General features: G+C 65.4%; 16 protein-coding genes. 6 read left to right on the top strand and 10 right to left on the bottom strand.

Annotated elements, in window-relative coordinates; all coding sequences use genetic code 11:
* Nucleotides 1-166: 166 nt before the first annotated feature.
* Nucleotides 167-1,495 carry an amidase gene (locus tag AXYL_RS00685; protein WP_013390901.1) on the top strand — a complete coding sequence of 443 codons (1,329 nt, stop codon included), beginning with the start codon at nt 167-169 and terminating at the stop codon, nt 1,493-1,495.
* 139 nt (nt 1,496-1,634) lie between these two features.
* On the opposite strand, the gene leuA is transcribed toward AXYL_RS00685, so the two are convergent.
* Together leuA and AXYL_RS00695 are read right to left on the bottom strand one after the other, a co-directional pair.
* Nucleotides 1,635-3,347, bottom strand: coding sequence for a 2-isopropylmalate synthase (leuA, locus tag AXYL_RS00690; RefSeq protein ID WP_013390902.1), 1,713 nt, complete (start codon nt 3,345-3,347; stop codon nt 1,635-1,637).
* Between the two features lie 521 nt (nt 3,348-3,868).
* A complete protein-coding gene (locus AXYL_RS00695) occupies nt 3,869-4,498 on the bottom strand; it encodes a hypothetical protein (RefSeq protein WP_013390903.1) in 630 nt (209 codons plus the stop codon).
* Between AXYL_RS00695 and rpoN the strand changes: the two genes are divergently transcribed.
* A complete protein-coding gene (gene rpoN / locus AXYL_RS00700; protein ID WP_013390904.1) occupies nt 4,497-5,942 on the top strand; it encodes an RNA polymerase factor sigma-54 in 1,446 nt (481 codons plus the stop codon). The genes AXYL_RS00695 and rpoN overlap by 2 nt on opposite strands.
* 133 nt (nt 5,943-6,075) lie before the next feature.
* Nucleotides 6,076-6,357: a bacterioferritin-associated ferredoxin gene (locus AXYL_RS00705; protein WP_013390905.1), complete on the top strand. Its 282-nt coding sequence runs from the start codon at nt 6,076-6,078 to the stop codon at nt 6,355-6,357.
* A gap of 30 nt (nt 6,358-6,387) precedes the next feature.
* Here AXYL_RS00705 and AXYL_RS00710 read toward each other — a convergent pair whose 3' ends face one another.
* On the bottom strand, nt 6,388-7,245 hold the full coding sequence (locus AXYL_RS00710) for a LysR substrate-binding domain-containing protein (protein WP_013390906.1): 858 nt from the start codon (nt 7,243-7,245) through the stop codon (nt 6,388-6,390).
* A 130-nt stretch (nt 7,246-7,375) separates the two neighbouring features.
* Between AXYL_RS00710 and AXYL_RS00715 the strand changes: the two genes are divergently transcribed.
* Together AXYL_RS00715 and bfr are read left to right on the top strand one after the other, a co-directional pair.
* Nucleotides 7,376-8,290: a DMT family transporter gene (locus AXYL_RS00715; protein ID WP_013390907.1), complete on the top strand. Its 915-nt coding sequence runs from the start codon at nt 7,376-7,378 to the stop codon at nt 8,288-8,290.
* Nucleotides 8,291-8,656: 366 nt separating this feature from the next.
* The gene (bfr, locus tag AXYL_RS00720) at nt 8,657-9,133 is read left to right on the top strand and encodes a bacterioferritin (RefSeq protein ID WP_013390908.1); all 477 of its coding nucleotides are present in this window, start codon (nt 8,657-8,659) and stop codon (nt 9,131-9,133) included.
* A gap of 80 nt (nt 9,134-9,213) precedes the next feature.
* Here bfr and AXYL_RS00725 read toward each other — a convergent pair whose 3' ends face one another.
* From AXYL_RS00725 to AXYL_RS00740, 4 genes are all read right to left on the bottom strand, one after another.
* On the bottom strand, nt 9,214-9,900 hold the full coding sequence (locus AXYL_RS00725) for a hypothetical protein (protein ID WP_193353239.1): 687 nt from the start codon (nt 9,898-9,900) through the stop codon (nt 9,214-9,216).
* Between the two features lie 24 nt (nt 9,901-9,924).
* Nucleotides 9,925-11,532 (bottom strand): peptide chain release factor 3, encoded by a 1,608-nt coding sequence (locus tag AXYL_RS00730; RefSeq protein ID WP_013390910.1) that lies wholly within the window; start codon nt 11,530-11,532, stop codon nt 9,925-9,927.
* A gap of 110 nt (nt 11,533-11,642) precedes the next feature.
* Nucleotides 11,643-12,272, bottom strand: coding sequence for a LysE family translocator (locus AXYL_RS00735; RefSeq protein ID WP_013390911.1), 630 nt, complete (start codon nt 12,270-12,272; stop codon nt 11,643-11,645).
* 33 nt (nt 12,273-12,305) lie between these two features.
* Nucleotides 12,306-13,826, bottom strand: a complete 1,521-nt coding sequence (locus AXYL_RS00740; protein WP_013390912.1) for a DEAD/DEAH box helicase — start codon at nt 13,824-13,826, stop codon at nt 12,306-12,308.
* A 303-nt stretch (nt 13,827-14,129) separates the two neighbouring features.
* Here AXYL_RS00740 and AXYL_RS00745 point away from each other — a divergent pair, with 303 nt between their 5' ends.
* The gene (locus AXYL_RS00745) at nt 14,130-15,602 is read left to right on the top strand and encodes a YdgA family protein (RefSeq protein WP_013390913.1); all 1,473 of its coding nucleotides are present in this window, start codon (nt 14,130-14,132) and stop codon (nt 15,600-15,602) included.
* A gap of 106 nt (nt 15,603-15,708) precedes the next feature.
* Here AXYL_RS00745 and AXYL_RS00750 read toward each other — a convergent pair whose 3' ends face one another.
* From AXYL_RS00750 to AXYL_RS00760, 3 genes are read right to left on the bottom strand one after another with little or no spacing between them, the layout of a single operon-like run.
* A complete protein-coding gene (locus tag AXYL_RS00750) occupies nt 15,709-16,917 on the bottom strand; it encodes a metal-dependent hydrolase family protein (protein ID WP_013390914.1) in 1,209 nt (402 codons plus the stop codon).
* Between the two features lie 25 nt (nt 16,918-16,942).
* Entirely contained in the window at nt 16,943-18,670 is a 1,728-nt protein-coding gene (locus AXYL_RS00755; RefSeq protein ID WP_013390915.1) for a dipeptide ABC transporter ATP-binding protein, read from the bottom strand.
* 7 nt (nt 18,671-18,677) lie between these two features.
* Nucleotides 18,678-19,604 carry an ABC transporter permease gene (locus tag AXYL_RS00760; RefSeq protein ID WP_013390916.1) on the bottom strand — a complete coding sequence of 309 codons (927 nt, stop codon included), beginning with the start codon at nt 19,602-19,604 and terminating at the stop codon, nt 18,678-18,680.
* Nucleotide 19,605 lies beyond the last annotated feature (1 nt).

The raw sequence follows: 19,605 nt of genomic DNA on the forward strand, positions 1-19,605 counted from the left end.
TTTTCGGTGTTTATCCCAATTGACGCAGCGCGCACAATGGCAAGAGTCGGTCCATCCGGACTGTGCGGCAAGACGCCGTGCACAAGGCGGATCCTCGGTCAAAGGGGACCGGGTGCGTATTTTGCTGCCGCGCGAGACGCGCGGTACCGGTAAAGAGGAAAGGACCATGTCTACTGCCTTGAACAGACTTGGCGCGCTGGAAGCCGCGCGCAAGCTGCAACGGCGCGAATTGACCGCAGAGCAACTGGTGCGCGCCTGCTTTGCGCGCATCGAACAACGCGAAAGCACCATCCATGCGTGGACCGCGCTGCAAAAGCAGGCCGCGCTCGACCGCGCGCAGGCGTTGGACCGCGGCGCGCTGCAGGGCGTGTTGCATGGCTTGCCGATGGGCGTGAAAGACTTGTTCGACACCGTCGACCTGCCCACGCGTTACGGCTCGCCCATCTATGAACGTCACCATCCGGGCCTGGATGCGGCCTCGGTGGCGTTATGCCGGGGCGCGGGCGCAATCGTCGTCGGCAAGACCGTGACGACCGAATTCGCTACCTATCAGGCAGGCCCCACGCGCAACCCGCGCAACGAGGCCTACTCGCCTGGCGGCTCATCCAGCGGCTCGGCCGCGGCGGTGGCCGACGACATGGTGCCCTTCGCGTTGGGCACGCAGACCGCGGCCTCCATCATCCGCCCCGCGTCTTATTGCGGCATCGTGGGCTTCAAGCCGACCTTTGGCAGCATTTCCCGCGCCGGCGTCAAAAGCGTGGCGGAGTCGCTGGACACCATTGGCGGCTTTGCCCGTTCGGTGCCGGACGTGGCATTGTTTGCTTCGGTGCTGATGCGCGATCCCCGCATGCTAGACCTGGCGTACGACGGCAAGCCGCGCATCGGCATGTACCGCAGCCTGCAATGGCGGCATGCCCTGCCCGAAACCAAGGAAGCCTACGCGCAGGCAGCAGCCATCCTGTCGCGCGCCGGCGCCGTGGTCGAGGAAGTGCCGCTGCCGCCCGAGCATTGCGTCCTGGTGCAGCTGCATGCCGACATCATGGCATTTGAAGTCTCGCAGGCGCTGGCCTACGAGCGCCTGGAGCATGCGGCGCAGCTCAGCCCCAAGATCCAGGCCATCCTGGAGGCGGGCTCGCGGATCACTGCTGAAGAGCACCAGAAGAACCTGATGCGCGCCGCCGAATCCCGCGCGCGCGTGGATGCCTGGTTCGACAAGTACGATGTGCTGCTGGCGCCCAGCGCGAGCGGCGAGGCGCCGTTCGCCGACCTGGGCACGGGCGATCCGCAGTTCTCGCGCGCTTGGACGGTGTTCGGCCATCCCAGTCTGAGTCTGCCGTTCGCCACTGGCCCGCAAGGCCTGCCCGTTGGGCTGCAACTGGTCGGCGCGCGCTACAGCGACCACCGGACGCTGGCGATGGCGGCGTGGGTCCACCAGCGGCTGCTGGCCGCCACCGCGCCGGATATCGGCGCGTCCGACATGTGGCCGCGCGGCTGAGCGTCAGCCGCCCGCGCGCGGGCTGAAGCCGCGTTGGCGCGGCGGCGTTCAAAGAAAAAGCCAGCCCGGTAAGGCTGGCTTTTTTACGCCGGGTTGCGGATCACGCGGTCTCGGCGGTTTCCTTACGCCGGGTTGCGGATCACGCCGTTTCGGCCGTTTCTTGTTCGGTTGCCGCCACGGCGCCCGCATTGATATGGCGGTTGACGGCGCTCAGCACGGCCTGGAACGAGGCCGTCACGATGTCGCGGTCGATGCCCACGCCGAAGCCGGTGCTGGATTCGCCGACGCGCAATTCCACATAGGAAGCGGCGCGCGTGTCGGTGCCGGTGCCGATGGCGTGCTCGTGGTAGTCCATGATGCGCACGGGCACGTCCAGCGCGGCCACGAAGGCCGAGATGGCGCCATCGCCCTTGCCCGTCACGATGCGGCGCTCGCCGTTGTATTCGAGTTCGGCTTCGATGCTGAAATGCTGGCCTTCGCCGGCCGACGGATTGCCGTCGATGCGGTGGCGTACCAGCTTCCACGGCGATTTCTGTTCGAGGTATTCGCGGTTGAAGATCGTGTGCACGTCGTCAGCCGTGACTTCGCGGCCGGTCTCGTCGGTGACGCGCTGGATGGCGCGGCTGAATTCGATCTGAAGGCGGCGCGGCAACACCAGGCCATGTTCCTGTTCGAGCAGGTAGGACACGCCGCCCTTGCCCGATTGGCTATTCACGCGGATGACGGCGTCGTAGCTGCGGCCGAGGTCGGCCGGGTCGATCGGCAGGTACGGCACTTCCCAGACGGCGTCGGCTTGCTGCTGCGCGAAACCCTTCTTGATGGCGTCCTGGTGCGAGCCCGAGAATGCGGTGAAGACCAAGTCGCCCGCGTACGGATGGCGCGGGTGGACCGGCAATTGGTTGCAGTATTCGGCGCAGCGGCGCACTTCGTCGATGTCCGAGAAGTCCAGGCCCGGGTGCACGCCTTGCGTGTAGAGGTTCAAGGCCAAGGTGACGAGGTCGACGTTGCCGGTGCGCTCGCCGCTGCCGAAGAGGCAGCCTTCGATGCGGTCGGCGCCGGCCATTACGGCGAATTCGGCGGCGGCCACGGCGGTGCCGCGGTCATTGTGCGGGTGCACGCTGAGCACGATGCTGTCGCGGCGCGCCAGGTTCTTGTGCATCCATTCGATCTGGTCGGCGTACAGATTGGGGCTGGTGGCCTCGATGGTGGCGGGCAGGTTCAGCACCATCTTGCAATCGGGCGTGGGCTGCCATACGTCAGCCACGGCGTTGGAGACTTCCAGCGCGAATTCGGGTTCGGTGGTGCTGAAGACTTCGGGCGAGTACTGGTAGCGCCATTGCGTTTCCGGGTGCTGCGCCATGTACTGCTTCACCAGGCGCGTGCCGGTGGTGGCGATGTTCTTGATCTCGTCCTTGCTCATGTTGAACACGACCTTGCGGAACGCCGGTGCGCAGGCGTTGTACAGGTGGACGATGGCTTGCTTGGCGCCGGCGGCGGATTCCACCGTGCGGCTGATCAGGTCTTCGCGCGACTGCGTCAGCACGATGATGGTGACATCGTCCGGGATACGCTTCTCGTCGATGAGCTTGCGCACGAAATCGAAGTCGGTCTGCGAGGCGGACGGGAAGCCCACTTCGATTTCCTTGAAGCCGATCTTCACCAGCTGTTCAAAGAAGCGGACCTTGCGCTCCACGCTCATTGGTTCGATCAGCGCCTGGTTGCCGTCGCGCAAGTCCGTGCTCATCCAGATCGGCGCCTTGGTGATGCGGCGGCTGGGCCAGGTGCGTTCGGAAAAGTCGCGGGTAAAGGGCGCGAAGGGGACGTATTTGGTGGCGGGGTTGGCAAGCATCATTACTACACCTCGATCGGTTTCTTTTGAATCCCGGGAATGCTTCCCTGGGCGGCTACGCGACCGGATGGCGGTCTTGTGCCAGGATTTGCCGTGATTGACCGGCAGGATTCAGAGATAAAAGGGGGAAATCGCGTGTGGCAAGCGTGGTTGCCGAGCTACCACGGGGACACTAGGCCCGGCAACCGATCGGTAGGTATAGCGATAGCGCGTAGGAGGAGAAACGGGCGCGCAGGCCGGCAACCGGAGCGTCGTAGCGTCCGGTGGCAATCGCGAAGGGGGTGCGGTGAGCGGCCATAGGTTGCTAGTCAAACATATTTTCTTCGCCAGCGCAACTGAATGTGCTTTTGTATCGAGGCGGGTTGCGGGCTTGAGACAGCGTATTTTGCTGAAGAATATTCGGCAAAAATGGGGTTGGATAGGGGAAGGCCGGGTCGCGTTACAGCGTTGCCTGGCCGGCGAGGGACTGAAACAAACAGGCCGCCTGTCGGCGGCCTGCTATGGCAATGGTGAGGGGGGGGGGCTTACCGGGCCGGGCCGATGCGCGGTTCCACGTAGCGGTCGCTGCGTCCTTCACTGCGCGCTTCGTGGCGGACTTCGTCGCGCGGGTCGCGCGGCTTGCGGTCGGACGATTCAAGGACGCGGGCCTGCTCCGCGACCATCGCGATCTTGCTGGCGCGGTTGTGGCGGATTTCAGACAGGGAGCGGCGCAGGTCGCCCACCGTGAAGGGCTCCTGGCGGTCGCCCCAGGTCCAGCGCAGCACGCCCAGGGATTCCTCGGACAGGTTGGGCGCCAGGTCGGCCAGCACGCTGGTTTCGACGGGAGTGGCGCTGCCGGAGGCCAGGCTGGCGGACAGCCAGGCGCGCAGCGTGAAGAACACGATCAGGGTCCAGATGCCGGCCACCGCCCACCAGATGTAGGGGTTGACCTTCTGCACCATGTCCATGGTCGGTTGCCCCAGGGAGTGCAGGAACTCGTAGTTCATGGTGCGGCCGAAATTCAGTATCCAGTTGGCGGCCAGATACCAGATAACCACGGCGACGGCGATGACGATCGCGCGCACGATGAGGCGGGGAAGCGCCAGTTTGAGCAGGGTCTGGCCAATGAGGCGGCAGTCCTGGCGGACGCTTGCGGGCGAAGTCAGATTCATCATGCAAAATATTGTACCTATGACCCGTCCAATTTTAGAACTGCGACCTGGTCAGCATTTGACGCTGACGCCACAACTGCAGCAATCGATCCGATTGTTGCAGCTGTCCACGCTCGATCTCGAAGCCGAGATCTCGCAAGTGCTTGCGGAGAACCCGCTGCTGGAGCGGCAGGACGAAGCGCCGTCGGCCGAGACGCCGGCGGAGTCCGACCGCGAGTCCTCCGTGCAGGACGACGAACCCGCCGCCGAACGCGAGACCCCGGTGGACGAAATGCCGGGCTCGGGCGGGGTCTACCCCGACGAAGATTCCAGCCGGCCCGAGGCCGCAAGGCCGGACACGCTGCGCGAGCACCTGCTGGGCCAACTGATGCTGACGCGCGCTGCGCCGCGTGACGTCGCGTTGGCGGGCCTGCTGATCGACGAGCTGGACGAGAACGGCTACCTGGGATCGCCGCTGGAAGAAATCCTGGGCTGGTTGCCGGCCGAGCTGGAGCCGGACATCGACGAGCTGAAGGCGGCCCTGTCGCTGCTGCAATCGTTCGACCCGCCCGGCATTGGCGCCCGCGACATGGCCGAATGCCTGTTGTTGCAGCTGCGCAACCCCGATCTGGGCCAATTGCCCGAAGCGGCGGATGCCGCGGTGCTGGCCTGTGCGCGGCAGATCTGCGCGCAACACCTCGCGCTGCTGGCGACAGGCAACGCTGCGCGCCTGTGCGCGGCGGTGGGCTGCGACGACGCCACGTTCCGTTCGGCGCATTCCCTGATCCTGCGGCTGGAGCCGCGTCCGGGGCGCGCCTGGACCGTGCCCGCGGCCGACTACGCCGTGCCCGACGTCATCGTGCGCAAGGCCCGTGGCGGCTGGCAGGTCACCCTCAACAGCGCCGCCGTGCCCAAGCTGCAGATCAATGGGTTGTACGCCCAGATGTTGGGCAACCAGAAGGAGTCCGCGCATGCGGGGCTGCACTCGCAGTTGCAGCAGGCCCGCTGGATGATCCGCAACGTGGAGCAGCGCTTTGACACCATCCTGCGGGTGGCCCAGGCCATCGTGCAACACCAGACGGCTTTCTTCAGCCAAGGACCTGCCGCCATGCGGCCGCTCATCCTGAAGGACATCGCCGGCGAACTGGGCTTGCACGAATCCACTATTTCACGGGCCACAACGCAGAAGTACATGCTCACTCCGTTTGGCACATTGGAGCTCAAGCGCTTCTTCGGCACGGGCGTGTCGACGGACGGCGGGGATGCCACCTCGGCCACGGCGGTGCAGACCTTCATCCGCCAGATGGTGGCCGATGAGAACCGGGCCAAGCCTTTGTCCGACAGCCAGATCATGCAAAAGCTGGCCGATCAGGGGATAGTCATCGCCCGAAGGACGGTGGCAAAGTATCGAGAAGCGCTGCGGATTGCCCCGGCGGCGTTGCGCAAGGCGCAGGCGGCCGCCCGCTGATCGTACTTGAGTAATCAGGGACGGACTTGCGGAAATTCGTCCCTGATTTCAAAGACTTGCGTGACACTTTGGTTGCAAATTTATTTGCGCGCGGGACTTGCCAGTAGCGGAATAATTTTCGATAATTATTCTCATGTACATTTGCGTATGTAATGCCATCACCGAACGCCAAGTCCGCGCCAGCGTGGACGGGGGTGCGACGACGCTTTCCGACCTGCAATTCGAGCTGGGCGTGGCCACGTGCTGCGGCTGCTGTGCGGCCACCGCCGCCGAATACCTGCCGGGCGGCCGCTGCTCCAGCGTGTGCGACGTGCGCTCCATCGCCGTTCCGGTCAATCCTCCGGCCGCCCTGGTCGAATCGGGCGCGCCTGCTGCCAACAGCAGCTTCCCGATTCCCCTGGTCGCCATCGCCTGAGGGCAGTCGTCTCTTTCCGGCTCGCTGCCGTCATGCAGCGGGCCGCGTTGCTTCTTTCCCGCAAAATTCCCGGATAGCCATCGCCAGTTGGCGCGCGGGCTCGCGTACCGTGTCGGCCAGGCATAGCGCCAGTTCGGTCGGCGGCACCGGGGGCAGTTCCGCGTCGATAATCTGGTGGTCCGGCAGGAGGCAGCGCCGCTCCAGCAGCGCCACGCCCAATCCTCCCGTCAATGCCGCCTGCAAGCCCATCAGGTTCGGGCTTTCGTAGGCGATGCGCCAGTGGCGGCCGGCCGCTTCCAGGGCGTGGATGGCGCGGTTGCGGTAGATGCAGCCCTGCGGAAATGCGACCAGCGGCACGGGCTCAGCCAGCGGAACCTCCACCCCTGGGGCGCCGATCCAATGCAGTTGCTCGGGCCAGGCGGCCAACGCGGGGCCCGCGCCGGGCTCGCGCTTGAGCAGCGCCACGTCCAGGTCGCCCCGTTCCAGTGCGCGGGTGAGCGCGGAGGTCAGGTCGCAGCGGACCGATAGCCGCACGCCGGGGCGGGTCCGTGCAAACTCCGATACCAGGATGGTCAGCGTGTCGGCCGCGAAATCGTCCGGGATGCCTAGCCGGATTACGTCCACGCGCTTGCGCCCGCTGACCGCTTCCCGGACTTCGGTCGACAGGGCCAGCATCCGTCGCGCATAACCCAGCAGGCGTTCGCCGTCCTCGGTCAGCGAGACCTGACGGCCCTCGCGGATGAACAGGGCGCATTCCAAGGTTTCTTCCAGCTTGCGGATTTGCTGGCTGACGGTGGACTGGCTGCGATGCACGCGTTCGCCCGCAGCCGTGAAGCCGCCCGCATCCACGACGGAGACGAAGCTGTGCAAAAGGTCGAGGTCTGGCATCGGCGCCTCCAAGCATTCATTTTTTAAATACTTTCGATCCGAATAAAGAGTTTGTCAATGGATGGGGGCCCGCGCAGAATCCCTACATCCGCTGCATCCGCGGCTTGGCCGCCCCACTTTCGGATTCATCATGAAGGTCTCCTCGACTCTGTCTGCCGCCGCCCTGCCAGTCCAAGCCTCGCCAGGCATCAGTTGGGCGCCCATCGCGGCGTTCTGCTTTCTGTGGAGTTCGGCGTTCGCTGCGGCCAAGATCGCGGTGCGGGACTGCCCGCCGCTGACCTTGCTGACTATCCGCTTCCTGATTGCGGGGGCCTTGATGCTCGGACTTGCGGCGGCCAGCGGCGGCTGGAAAATGCCGGCGCGCCGCGACTTGATTGCGCTGATCCTGCTGGGAGCGCTGAACAATGCCCTGTACCTGGGCCTGAGCTGGTCGGGCATGACGACCGTGTCGTCCGCGTTCACTGCGGTGCTGATCAGTACCAACCCGCTGCTCATCGGCGTGCTGGCCGGGCCCGTGCTGGGCGAACGCCTGGGATGGCGCAAGCTGCTCGGGCTGTGCCTGGGATTGGCGGGCGTGGCGCTGGTGCTGCGCTCGCGGCTGACGGGCATGCAGGAGGATCTGCATGGCACGCTGCTGGTCACGGGAGGCCTGCTGGCGCTGGTCGCGGGCACGCTGCTCTACAAGCGCCTGAAGCCGTCCTCGGGCCTGTGGACCTCAACAGGCATACAGTCGCTGGCCGGCGCGATGGTCATGCTGCCCTTTGCATTGACGTACGAGAGTATCGGCGATGCGCACATGACGGCGAGCCTGTTCTGGAGCATGGCCTACATGATCGTCGCCGTGTCGATGGGCGGCTACTACCTATGGTTCATGATCCTGGGGCGCGCAAGCGCCACGGCGGCCAGCGCGCTGCACTTCCTGATGCCCCCGCTCGGGCTGCTGTTCGGATGGCTGGTGCTGGGCGAGCACGTGTCGTGGCTGGACCTGCTGGGTATCGTCCCCATCGCATTCGGCATCTGGCTGGCCACGCGGCGCGCCGATTAGCGTGCAACCGTGGCCGGGGTTGCCGATCCGCAACGAATCGACGCCGGCCGCTTGCCGGCGTGTTTCGTGCAGCCCGAGGGCGCGTAGCCGCATGTGATTGCGCGGCGTCGTCGGCGAATTCCGGTGCGCGGCGCGTCGTCAGGCCGCGCGGGTGTTGATGCAGGCATGCAAGGCATCACGCACGCATACTCATTCTCATTAGCTTGTCGCTTTCTTGTAGCGCTCCTAAAGCGGTTTACCAAATGCAGCGCAAGGCTAGGCGCGGCCCCGCGCCTGGTGGTAGTCTGCCGGGGTTGCGTACGCGCGGCATCGTGCGCTCCTTTGTCGCGATGCATCTGCGTCGCGCCTGACTGCAAGGAGTCCATCATGAAAGGCGACAAAACCGTCATCCAGTTTCTGAACAAGCAACTGACCAATGAACTGACGGCCATCAACCAGTATTTCCTGCATGCCCGCATGCTGAACCATTGGGGCTTCGATAAGCTGGGCAAGCACGAGTACGAAGAATCCATCGGCGAAATGAAGCATGCGGATCGTCTGATCGCGCGCATCTTCATGCTGGACGGCCTGCCCAACCTGCAAGACCTGCACAAGCTGCTGATCGGCGAAGACGTGCCGGAATTGCTGGCCTGTGACCTGAAGCTGGAGCAAGGCGCCCAGGCGACCGTGAAGGAAGCGATCGCGCATTGCGAATCGGTCCGCGACTATGTTTCGCGCGATCTGTTCCAGGACATCCTGGACGATACCGAAGAGCACATCGACTACCTGGAAACGCAGATCGACCTGATCGACAAGGTCGGCATCCAGAACTACCTGCAAAGCCAGATGTCCGTGCCGGAGTAATGTTCCGGTCATGAAAAATGGCGCCCCGCGGGGCGCCATTTTCTTTGGTACTGCCGGGCCTGCATCGCAGGCCCAGTTATTTACTGCGGACGGGCCGGACACTCGGCCATGGTGCCCCAGGCGCGGTTGGGACCGCAGTACTTGTTGCGCGCGGCCCAGGAGCACGAGGGGCGCTCGAAGAAACCTTGCGTGGCGCATTGCGCGAGCTCGCGCTTGAGCGCGTCCTGCCAGCCCAGGGCGCCGGGCGCTTGCGCGGTGTTCGGGGGCGGCGGAGGCGCCTGCACCATCTGCGGGGTGCCATAGCCGCCAGCCTGGACCTGGCCGCCGTTGATGGCCGTGGAGGTGCCCGGCGCTTGCAGGTCCAGCGTGCTGACGTCCGAGGCGCCCGAAGGCAGCGGCACGTGCGAGGCCGCCGCGATTTCGCGGGCCTGGTCCGGGCTGATGCGGTCGCGCGAGATCTTCACCGCGGGATCGCTGACGCTATCGAACAGCGAGACGGTGTTGACCTGCCATTCGCGGTCGGACGGCTTGTCGGGCACGCCCAAGGTGCCGTCGATGCGCGGTTGCGGGGGCTGGGCCACATAAGGACGGCCATTGGCGTCCAGTACGGGCTGCTGGGATGCCGAGGCATCCTGGCCAGGAGCAGGCGCGGCCACCGGCGCATGCGCCACCAGCCAATCACCCAGTTGAATTCCGCCCCAGGCCGACGCGCCAAGCGCGATCAGGAGCGTTGCGAATAAAAAACGCCAAGACATTGCTACCCTCATCTGCCGTGCGGAACCCGAACGGGTCTACGCTTTGTCTCCGAAAACCTTGCCGCCGTGCTCCCGCATGGCATGGAATTTCACATCGGGATACAGTTCCTCGGCCACGCGCAACTGCGCGGGAGAACCGATCAAAAACGCCGCCGCATCCACAACATCATAGGCGATATGGGCGGCATTGGCATCCATGAACTTGCGCAGCGCCTTGGGGTTTTCAGACGTAATCCAACGTGCCATTGTGTAGCGGGACGGCAGCATCCGGGCGTCCACGCCGTACTCGGTCTTCAGGCGATGGGCGACCACTTCGAACTGCAGCTGGCCGACCGCGCCCAGCAGCAGGGAGCCGCCGGCAGCCTCGGGACGGAACACCTGAATGGCGCCTTCCTCGCCCAATTGGGTGAGGCCGGTGCGCAGCTGCTTGGTGCGCAGCGGATCCTTCACTTCCACGGCCTGGAACAGCTCGGGGGCGAAGAACGGCAGGCCGGTGAACTGCAGCGTCTCGCCTTCGGTCAGCACGTCGCCCAGTTGCAGCACGCCGTGGTTGGGAATGCCGATGACGTCGCCGGCATAGGCCTCGTCCAGCAACTCGCGCCGCTGCGACAGGAACGACACCACGTTGTTGGGGCGCATTTCCTTGTTGGTGCGCGCGACTTTCAGGCGCATACCGCGCTCGAAGCGGCCGGAGCTGACGCGCACGAACGCGACGCGGTCGCGGTGCGCCGGATCCATGTTGGCCTGCACCTTGAACACCACGCCGGTGAACTTGGGTTCCACGGGCTGCACCAGGCGCTGCATGGAGACGCGCGGACCCGGAGGCGGCGCCTGTTCGACCAGCGCGTCCAGCACTTCCTGCACGCCGAAGTTGTTGATGGCGGAGCCGAAGAACACCGGCGTCTGCTTGCCGGCCAGGAACTGCTCGCGGTCGAAGGCAGGAGCGGCTTCATTGATGAGTTCGATCTCGCCGCTGGCCTGCTCGAAAGCCGAGCCGAAACGGCGGGCGATTTCGGGATTGCTCAAGCCTTCGATGAAGTCGTCCTTGTCCGAGCGGCGCTCCTGCCCGGGGCGGAACACGCGCATGCGGTCCTGGCGGATGTCGAACACCCCGCCGAAGGCCTTGCCCATGCCGACCGGCCACGAGAACGGCACGGCGTCCATGCCCAGGTGGCCTTCGATTTCGGACAGCAGTTCGAGCGGCTCGCGCACTTCGCGGTCCATCTTGTTGATGAACGTGATGATGGGCGTGTTGCGCGCGCGGCAGACCTGCAGCAGGCGGATGGTCTGCGGTTCGACGCCGTTGGCGGCGTCGATCACCATGAGGGCCGCGTCCACTGCCGTCAGCACCCGGTACGTGTCTTCGGAGAAGTCCGCGTGGCCCGGGGTGTCGAGCAGGTTGATGACGCAATCGCGGTATTCCATCTGCATCACCGAGGACGCCACGGAAATGCCGCGCTGCTTTTCGATTTCCATCCAGTCGGACGAGGCATGGCGCGAAGCCTTGCGCGCCTTGACGCTGCCGGCGATCTGGATCGCGCCTGCGAACAGCAACAGCTTTTCGGTCAGTGTCGTCTTGCCCGCGTCGGGGTGGGAAATGATGGCGAACGTACGGCGCCGCGCTACTTCGTGAGGGATGTTCATGATCGGAAGGATTTTACTTGGCGCCGCTTTTGGGCCCGGCGCGGTCCGGTATCGGGCATGAAAACGCGCGGGGCATGCGCCGTCGCCGGCGCATGCCCCGCGCATGGGATTCAGGAATGGCGGCGGAACGACGCCAGGAATACGCCAGCCAGGATGAACAGCGAGCCGAAGGTCCGGTTCATCCAGCGGATGTGCTTGGCGCTGCGAAGCAGGCGCAGCACGCGCGCCGCCAGCAGCGTGTACACGCCCATGGCCACCAGGTCGGTGAAGGCCAGCGTGGCGGCGATCGCTGCATATTGCTGCGTCAGCGGCAGCGCGGTATCCACGAACTGCGGCACCACGGCCAGCAGGAACACCGTGCCCTTGGGGTTCATGGTGTTGATCAGGAAGCCGCGCAGCACCAGTTCACGGATCGTGGCGGCCTTGGGGTCGCCGGAGTCCACCGTGACCGGCGCGGCATCCGTGCGGATCTGGCGCACGCCCAGATAGATCAGGTAGGCCACGCCCAGGTACTTGACTACGTTGAAGGCCATTTCGGACGTGGCCAGCACGGCGCCCAGGCCTACCGCCACCACCACGAACTGGAACAGGATGCCCATGATCAGGCCGGCCGTGTTCCAGTAGCCGCGCGCGAAGCCGTATTTCAGGCCGGAGGACATCGCCGAGATCGCTCCCGCGCCAGGCGAGAACGAAATGGCCGAGGAGGCCAGGAAGAACGTCAACCAGGTAGATAAGGGCATGGCGCGGGTCCGTGGGTGGCGGTTGCGGTGATATTACTTGCTCAGCAGCGCAGCGCGCGGCGCGCCCGAGGGGCGTCCGGAGCCGCCGTTGCCTGCGGGGCGGCCGGAGCCTTCCGGACGGCGATGGTTCTGCTGCGGGCGGCCCTCGTTGCGGCCGGCGTGGGCCGGATGGTCGGCAGGCTTGCCGTCGCGCGAGCCGTGGCTGGCGCGGCCTTCACCGCCAGCGCGGGCCGGAGCGGGAGCGCGGCCGCCTGCCGCGGCGCGCGGCTGGCCCTGGCCTTGTGCCGGACGCGAGCGGCCGCCATTGCCGTTGCCGCCACGGCCGCCATTGCGGCCGCCGCCGCCGCGCGGACTGCGGTTGTCTTCATCGCGTTCCTGGCGGTCGAAAGCCGCGGCGCTGGTGGCGGGCGGGGTCCAGCCTTCCACGGGCTTGCGCTCGATGGTCTTCTTGATCAGGCGCTCGATGTCCTTCAGCAGCTTGATTTCGCTGTTGTCGACCAGCGAGACCGCGGCGCCGGTGGCGCCAGCGCGGCCGGTGCGGCCGATGCGGTGCACGTAGTCTTCAGGCACATTGGGCAGTTCGAAGTTGACCACCTGGGGCAGCTGGTCGATGTCCAGGCCGCGGGCGGCGATGTCGGTCGCCACCAGCACCGTCACGGTGCTGTCCTTGAAGCCGGCCAGCGCGCGGGTGCGGGCCGATTGGCTCTTGTTGCCGTGGATGGCGGCGGCGGTCAGGCCGTCCTTGACCAGCTTTTCGGCCAGGCGGTTGGCGCCGTGCTTGGTGCGGGTGAACACCAGCACCTGGTGCCAGCCGCTTTCGCGGATGATGTGGCTGATGAGGTCGCGCTTGTGGTGCTGTTCCACCATGTGCACCGTCTGGGTGACCAGCTCGGTGGCGGTGTTGCGCGGGGTGACCGAGACTTCGCCCGGGTTGTTCAGCACGCCGCGCGCCAGGGTGCGGATCTCGTCGGAGAAGGTGGCCGAGAACAGCAGGTTCTGACGTTGCTTGGGCAGCAGCGCGAGGATCTTGCGGATGTCGCGGATGAAGCCCATGTCCAGCATGCGGTCGGCTTCATCCAGCACCAGGATCTCGACGCCGGACAGGTCCACGGTCTTCTGGCCGCAGTGGTCCAGCAGGCGGCCGGGGGTGGCCACCAGGATGTCCAGCGGCTTGCGCAGCGCGGAGATCTGGGGATTGATATTGACGCCGCCGAACATCACCATGGAGTTCAGCGGGGTGTACTTGCCGTAGGTCTGCACCGATTCTTCGACCTGCGCGGTCAATTCACGCGTCGGGGTCAGGATCAGGCAGCGCGGGCGGCCGGGCTTGCGCAGCTCGGGCTTTTTCTGCATCAGCAGGTGCAGGATGGGCAGCGTGAAGCCGGCGGTCTTGCCGGTGCCGGTCTGGGCGGCGGCGAGCAGGTCGCCACCCTTGAGAACCTGGGGAATGGCCTGGGCTTGAATGGGCGTGGGTGCGGTGTAGCCGGTTTCGGCAATGGCGCGCAACAGGGAATCAGCCAGCCCGAGGTCGGCAAAAGGGGTAGAGGTAGTCAAAACAACTCCAGCGGCAGCCCGTCGCTCAAGTTGAGAGACTCCAATCCAGGCGGACGAATAAAGGAGAAAGGGAAGCGCCCTGATGGGCGAAGCTTGGCAGCGAAGGGCCTAGCGGACGTGCGCAGATTGGCAAAACGCACTGGCGGATTGTAGCTGATGTGGCGTTGCAGCACCTGCTGGCCGGGACGGTTCTGTATCAATAAGCAACACATTGCAGCGCCTTTGCACTAAATAAGTGTTTTCCCTAGGCTGCAATCCCTATAATCCGTCCGCTTTCATCCATTTGAAGAATAAAGGATCGCAATGAAAAAATCGGCAATAGTGGGCGTAGTCGTCGCGCTGGGCGCAGTGTGGACCGGCACGGCTTGGTATACGGGCCAGAAGGCCGAGGCTTTCGTCAAGCAATCGATCGAGCAGGCCAACCTTGAACTGAAGAAGGTCGGCGAAAAATGGGGTGTGACCCCCGTAGTTGAGCTGGTTTCGTTCGAGCGCGGCGTGTTCACGTCCACCGAGCGCTATCGCGTGAAGGTCACCGAGCCCGCCGCCGATGGCAAGCCGGCCATCGAACACGAAATCGTGTTCGTCGAGCACCTGGATCATGGTCCTTTCCCGCTGTCGAACCTGAAGTCCGGTTCGTTCGCGCCGGCTATGGTTGCCAGCCGCTTCCAGCTGGAAGAGACGCCCCTGGTCAAGGAATGGTTCGCCGCCGCCAAGGGCGCGGTGCCGCTGTCCGGCGCCTATAGCGTCAGCTATGCCAAGAACATCACCGGCAACTTCGACATGGCTCCCGTCGAGTTCGCCAAGGACGCCAACAGCCTGAAGTTCTCGGGCATGAAGGGCGACGTGACCTACGCCACCGGCAGCAAGCACGGCACGGTCGCGCTGAAGGCCGACAGCCTGACGCTGGCAGGCGAGTCCGAAGAAAGCGACATCGTCAGCATGGCCATGACCGGCCTGACCCTGACCAGCGACATGACGCCGGCCTCGAACGACATGTACGTGGGCAGCCAGAAGGTCGCGCTCAAGAACTGGACCATCACGTCCAAGGAAAAGCCGCCGGTCCAGCTCAAGGACACCGCCATCACCGTCGACATGACCGAAGCCAACTCGCTCATGGGCGTGAAGATGGCCATGGATTTCGGCATGATCAACGTGCAGGAAAAGGACATGGCCGGCGTGAAGCTGGTGCTGGACGCGCAGAAGCTGGATTCGAAGGCCTTCAAGGCGCTGAACGACGTTTATGAAGCCGCTTCGCGCCGCATGATGCAGAGCAAGGGCGAAGAGCAGTCGCCCCAGTTCACGGACGAAGAAATGCAGGTCGTCAAGACCAACGTCGACTTGCTGCTGGCCGGCAACCCGACGCTGGCTGTGTCGCCGCTGGAAGTGCGTACCGCCAACGGCACGTCGACCTTCAACCTGGACCTGGACATGGCCAAGCCGGCATCGCTGGACGGCGAGTTTGCCGACACGCTGAAGCAGGCGATCCGCAAGCTCAACGCCAAGCTGGTGCTGTCCAAGGGCAACCTGAGCGACCTGATGGCCATCGAACCCCAGGTGCGCGGCGTGCCGGCCGAGCAGGCTCAGCAGACCGCCAAGGGCCAGGCTGAAATGGTCGGCACCATGGCTACCGCCATGGGCATGGCCAAGGTTGAAAACAACAACATCGTGACCTACCTGAACTACGCCGACGGCCAGGTCGACTTCAACGGCAAGAAGATGCCGGTTGAGCAGTTCCTGATGATGGTCATGAGCGGCGCGATGGGCGGCGCCCGCTAAGCCGGACGCATCAAGCTCATCCGCTAGCATCGAAGGCCGCCGCGCCCTGGGCGCGGCGGCCTTTTTCATTGCCGGCTTCGGGCTCGCGCGGCAGGCCCGTCGCGGTTCAGAGCGGCAAGGCGCCCGCCGCCACCTCGCCGTTGCGCAGCACGGCCACATGGAAGCGTTTGTCGGCCGCCTTCATGATGTCTTCGGTAGGGTCGCCCTGCACCAGCAGCAGATCGGCCACGTTGCCGTCAGCGATGGCGCCGTGCTGGTCCATGCCCATCAGGTCATGGCCGCGCGAGGTGCCAGCGATCAACGCATCCATGGGCGTCATGCCGAACTCCACCATGTAGGCGAGCTCCATGGCGTTCTCGCCGTGCAGGTTGAACGGCGTGCCGGCATCCGTGCCCAACGCGATGCGCCCGCCCGCCTTGTAGTACATCTGGAACGACTCGCGATGGCGCTGTTCCACCGCCCGTGCTTTCTCGACCGCGTAGGCGGGGATGCCGTTGTCGGCGTTGGCGACGATGTTGCGGACCGCGGCAATGGTCGGCACCAGATAGGTCTGGGCGTCCAGCATCTCGCGCAGGCACTCGTCATCCATGAAGATGCCGTGCTCGATCGAATCGATGCCGGCGCGCACGGCATTCAGGATGCCCAGCGTGCCTTGCGCATGGCTGGCGGTGCTCTTGCGGAAGCGCTTGGCCTCGTGCACGCCGGCCTTCATTTCGTCGAAGCTGTAGTGCGCGTCCATGGGGCTGACGCCCGGCGTCATGACGCCGCCGGTGGCCATGATCTTGACCAAGTCGCAGCCGGCATGAACCTGTTCGCGCACGGCCTTGACGACATCCTCGCAGCCGTCGGCGACGCGGCCGATGCGGTTGCCGTGGCCGCCCGTCATGCAGATGATGCGGCCCGAGGCCTTGATCGTGGGGCCCGGGAACACGCCGCGCGCGATGGCGTCGCGCACGCCGAATTCCAGATAGTCCTTGCCGCCGCAATCGCGCAGCGCGGTGACGCCGCCGCGCAGGCTGGCCTGGGCGTTCTCCAGCGCCGTCAGCGTGATCTGCGCCGGGCCCTGCTTGCTCAGTTGTGCGTTGGGGTCGGCGCCGCCGGTGTAGACCAGGTGGACGTGACAGTCGGCCAGGCTGGGCATCAGGGTCATGCCGTCGGTGCGCACGGTCGCGCCGGCGTAGCCGGAGAATTCGCCGGCCGGCGCCACGCGCGCCACGTGCCGGCCTTCGACCAGCACGCCGTGATTGGGCAGCAGCTTGCCCTTGCCGTCGAAAACCTGGCCACCTATGAACAGGGTCTGTCGTGTCGCCGTCATGTCTCGCTCCGGGTTGCGCCTGGCGCTACCCCGCCACATCCAGTCCCTCGCGGGACATGGATTGCAGGCGGGGCATGAGGCCAAGCAGGTGTTGGCTGTAGGGATGCTGCGGACGTTCGAAGAGGTCTTCGGTGTTGGCTACTTCCAGCAGTTCGCCGTAGCGCATCACGCCCACGCGGTCGCACATCTGGCGGATCACCGGCAGGTCATGGCTGATGAACAGCATGGTCAGCCCCAGTTCCTCTTGCAGGTCCTTCAGCAGGTTCAGGATCTGCGCCTGGATGGACACGTCCAGCGCCGAGGTCGGCTCGTCGCAGATCAGGAAGCGGGGGCGCGTGGCCAGCGCGCGCGCGATGCAGATGCGCTGGCGCTGTCCGCCCGAGAACTCGTGCGGAAAGCGCTCGGCGGCGCGGTCGCCCAGGCCGACCACGTCCAGCAGGTCAGCGACGATGCGGCGCGCTTCCGCCTCGCTGGCCGCCAGCTTGTGGAAGCGGATCGGCTCGGCCACGATGTCCAGCACCCGCATGCGCGGATTGAGCGAAGAGAACGGGTCCTGGAAGATCATTTGAATCTGCCGGCGGAACGGGTTCAGCTGCTTTTCGCCCTTGAGCGCGGTCAGGTCGGTGCCGCCGAAATTGACCGAGCCTTCGCTGGGCGTATAAAGGCCGGAGATCAGCCGCGCCACCGTGGACTTGCCGGAACCGGACTCGCCCACCAAGCCGAAGACTTCGCCTTCGCCGATGGAGAAATTGACGCGCTTGACGGCGTCCAGCGTGCGTTGGTTGCGCTTGAGCAGCGCGCTCTTCAGCACGAAGCGCATGCTCAAGTCGTTGACCTGCACCAGCGGGCCGCCGCTACGCGCGCCGAAGTCGCGGCGCTGTCCCAGCCAGTGCGTGGCCAGATCCAGCGGCTGCGTTGGCTTTTTCACGTCCTCGATGTAGGTCACCAGCGGAAAGCGCCGCAGCTTGATGTCGGGACGCGGCACCGCCGAGATCAGGCTGCGCGTGTAGGGATGGTCGGGGTCGCCCAGGATCTTGGAGGTGGGGCCCTGTTCAACCAGCTTGCCGTGGTACAGCACCGCCACGCGGTCCGTCACGTCGGCGATCACGCCCATGTCGTGCGTGATGATGATCATGCCTACCTGCTCTTCGCGGCACAGTTTCTTGAGCAGTTCCAGGATCTGCGCCTGGATCGACACGTCGAGCGCGGTGGTGGGTTCGTCGGCGATGATGACTTCGGGCTCGCAGCACAGCGCCAGCGCGATCACCACGCGTTGCCGCATGCCGCCGGAGAACTGGTGCGGGTACTGCTTGACGCGCAGTTCTGGCTGGTCGATGCCGACCTGCGCCAGCAATTGCACCGCGCGCTTCTGCGCCTCGGCGTGGGACAGGTCCAGGTGTACCTGCATGGTTTCCACCAGCTGGCTTTCCACCGTCTGCAGCGGGTCCAGCGAGGTCAGCGGATCCTGGAAGATCATGCCGATGCGGCGGCCGCGCACCTTGCGCTTCTGCGCCGGGTTCAGCGTGTCGATGCGTTCGCCGTTGAGCAGCACGGCGCCGCCGGCGAGCCGGCCGGGCGCTTCCAGCAGGCCGATCACGGCATTGCCTATGGTGGACTTGCCGGCGCCGGACTCGCCGACCACGCCCAGGATTTCGCCTTTTTCCAGGGATAGCGAGACGCCGTCCACGGCCACCAGCGTGCCGCGGCGGCTGGGGAATTCGATGCGGATGTCTTCGATGTTCAACAGGGCCATGGCATCCTCAGCGCAGCTTGGGGTTGAGTGCGTCGCGCAGCCAGTCGCCCAGCAGGTTGACCGACAGCACCAGCGCCACCAGCGCGATGCCGGGGAAGATAGAGATCCACCACATGCCCGAGAACAGGTAGCTGTTGCCGATGCGGATCAGCGTGCCCAGCGACGGCGCCGTGGGCGGCACGCCCACGCCCAGGAACGAGAGCGTGGCTTCGGTGATGATGGCGATGGCCAGGTGGATGGTGGCGATGACCAGCACCGGTCCCATCACGTTGGGCAGGATGTGGCGGCGCAGGATGGTGAACGGGCCAATGCCGATGAGGCGCGCCGCCTGCACGTATTCCTTGTTGCGCTCCACCAGCGTGGAGCCGCGCACGGTGCGGGCGTATTGCACCCAGCCGGAGATGCCGATGGCGAAGATCAGCACATACAGCGCGAGCTGGTCATGCATGTCGCGCGGCAGCAGGCCGCGCGCCACGCCGTCGATCAGCAGCGCCACCAGGATGGCCGGAAACGACAGCTGCACGTCGGCGATGCGCATGATGAAGCTGTCCACGCGGCCGCCGGCATAGCCGCTGATGAGGCCGAGCGTCACGCCCAGCACCATCGAGAACAGCACGGAAGCGAAGCCCACCAGCAATGACACGCGCGAGCCGTACAGCACCGCCGACAGGATGTCGCGGCCCTGGTCGTCGGTGCCCAGCAGGAAGTCGGGGCTGCCGCCCTCTTCCCAGGATGGCGGCGTGTTGGCGTCCATGATGCTCAGGGACGCCAGGTCGAAGGGGTTGTGCGGCGCGACCACGGGCGCGAACAGCGCGCCCAGCAGGATGGCCAGCGTGACGATCGCGGCGATGATGGCGCCGGGCGAACGCTTGAAGCTGTGCCAGAGGTCGCTGTCGGCCGCGCGGGCGAAGAAGGGAGCGATGCGAGCAATCATG

Origin of the sequence: Achromobacter xylosoxidans A8 (assembly GCF_000165835.1) — a bacterium.
Taxonomy (GTDB): Bacteria; Pseudomonadota; Gammaproteobacteria; order Burkholderiales; family Burkholderiaceae_B; genus Achromobacter; species Achromobacter xylosoxidans_B.

Bases quoted from the DNA above. Each gene is read 5' to 3' on its own strand.
- AXYL_RS00685 (WP_013390901.1), top strand. From the start codon at position 167: ATGTCTACTGCCTTGAACAGACTTGGCGCGCTGGAAGCCGCGCGCAAG.
- leuA (WP_013390902.1), bottom strand. From the start codon at position 3,347: ATGATGCTTGCCAACCCCGCCACCAAATACGTCCCCTTCGCGCCCTTT.
- rpoN (WP_013390904.1), top strand. From the start codon at position 4,497: ATGCAAAATATTGTACCTATGACCCGTCCAATTTTAGAACTGCGACCT.
- AXYL_RS00695 (WP_013390903.1), bottom strand. From the start codon at position 4,498: ATGATGAATCTGACTTCGCCCGCAAGCGTCCGCCAGGACTGCCGCCTC.
- AXYL_RS00705 (WP_013390905.1), top strand. From the start codon at position 6,076: ATGTACATTTGCGTATGTAATGCCATCACCGAACGCCAAGTCCGCGCC.
- AXYL_RS00710 (WP_013390906.1), bottom strand. From the start codon at position 7,245: ATGCCAGACCTCGACCTTTTGCACAGCTTCGTCTCCGTCGTGGATGCG.
- AXYL_RS00715 (WP_013390907.1), top strand. From the start codon at position 7,376: ATGAAGGTCTCCTCGACTCTGTCTGCCGCCGCCCTGCCAGTCCAAGCC.
- bfr (WP_013390908.1), top strand. From the start codon at position 8,657: ATGAAAGGCGACAAAACCGTCATCCAGTTTCTGAACAAGCAACTGACC.
- AXYL_RS00725 (WP_193353239.1), bottom strand. From the start codon at position 9,900: ATGAGGGTAGCAATGTCTTGGCGTTTTTTATTCGCAACGCTCCTGATC.
- AXYL_RS00730 (WP_013390910.1), bottom strand. From the start codon at position 11,532: ATGAACATCCCTCACGAAGTAGCGCGGCGCCGTACGTTCGCCATCATT.
- AXYL_RS00735 (WP_013390911.1), bottom strand. From the start codon at position 12,272: ATGCCCTTATCTACCTGGTTGACGTTCTTCCTGGCCTCCTCGGCCATT.
- AXYL_RS00745 (WP_013390913.1), top strand. From the start codon at position 14,130: ATGAAAAAATCGGCAATAGTGGGCGTAGTCGTCGCGCTGGGCGCAGTG.
- AXYL_RS00750 (WP_013390914.1), bottom strand. From the start codon at position 16,917: ATGACGGCGACACGACAGACCCTGTTCATAGGTGGCCAGGTTTTCGAC.
- AXYL_RS00755 (WP_013390915.1), bottom strand. From the start codon at position 18,670: ATGGCCCTGTTGAACATCGAAGACATCCGCATCGAATTCCCCAGCCGC.
- AXYL_RS00760 (WP_013390916.1), bottom strand. From the start codon at position 19,604: ATGATTGCTCGCATCGCTCCCTTCTTCGCCCGCGCGGCCGACAGCGAC.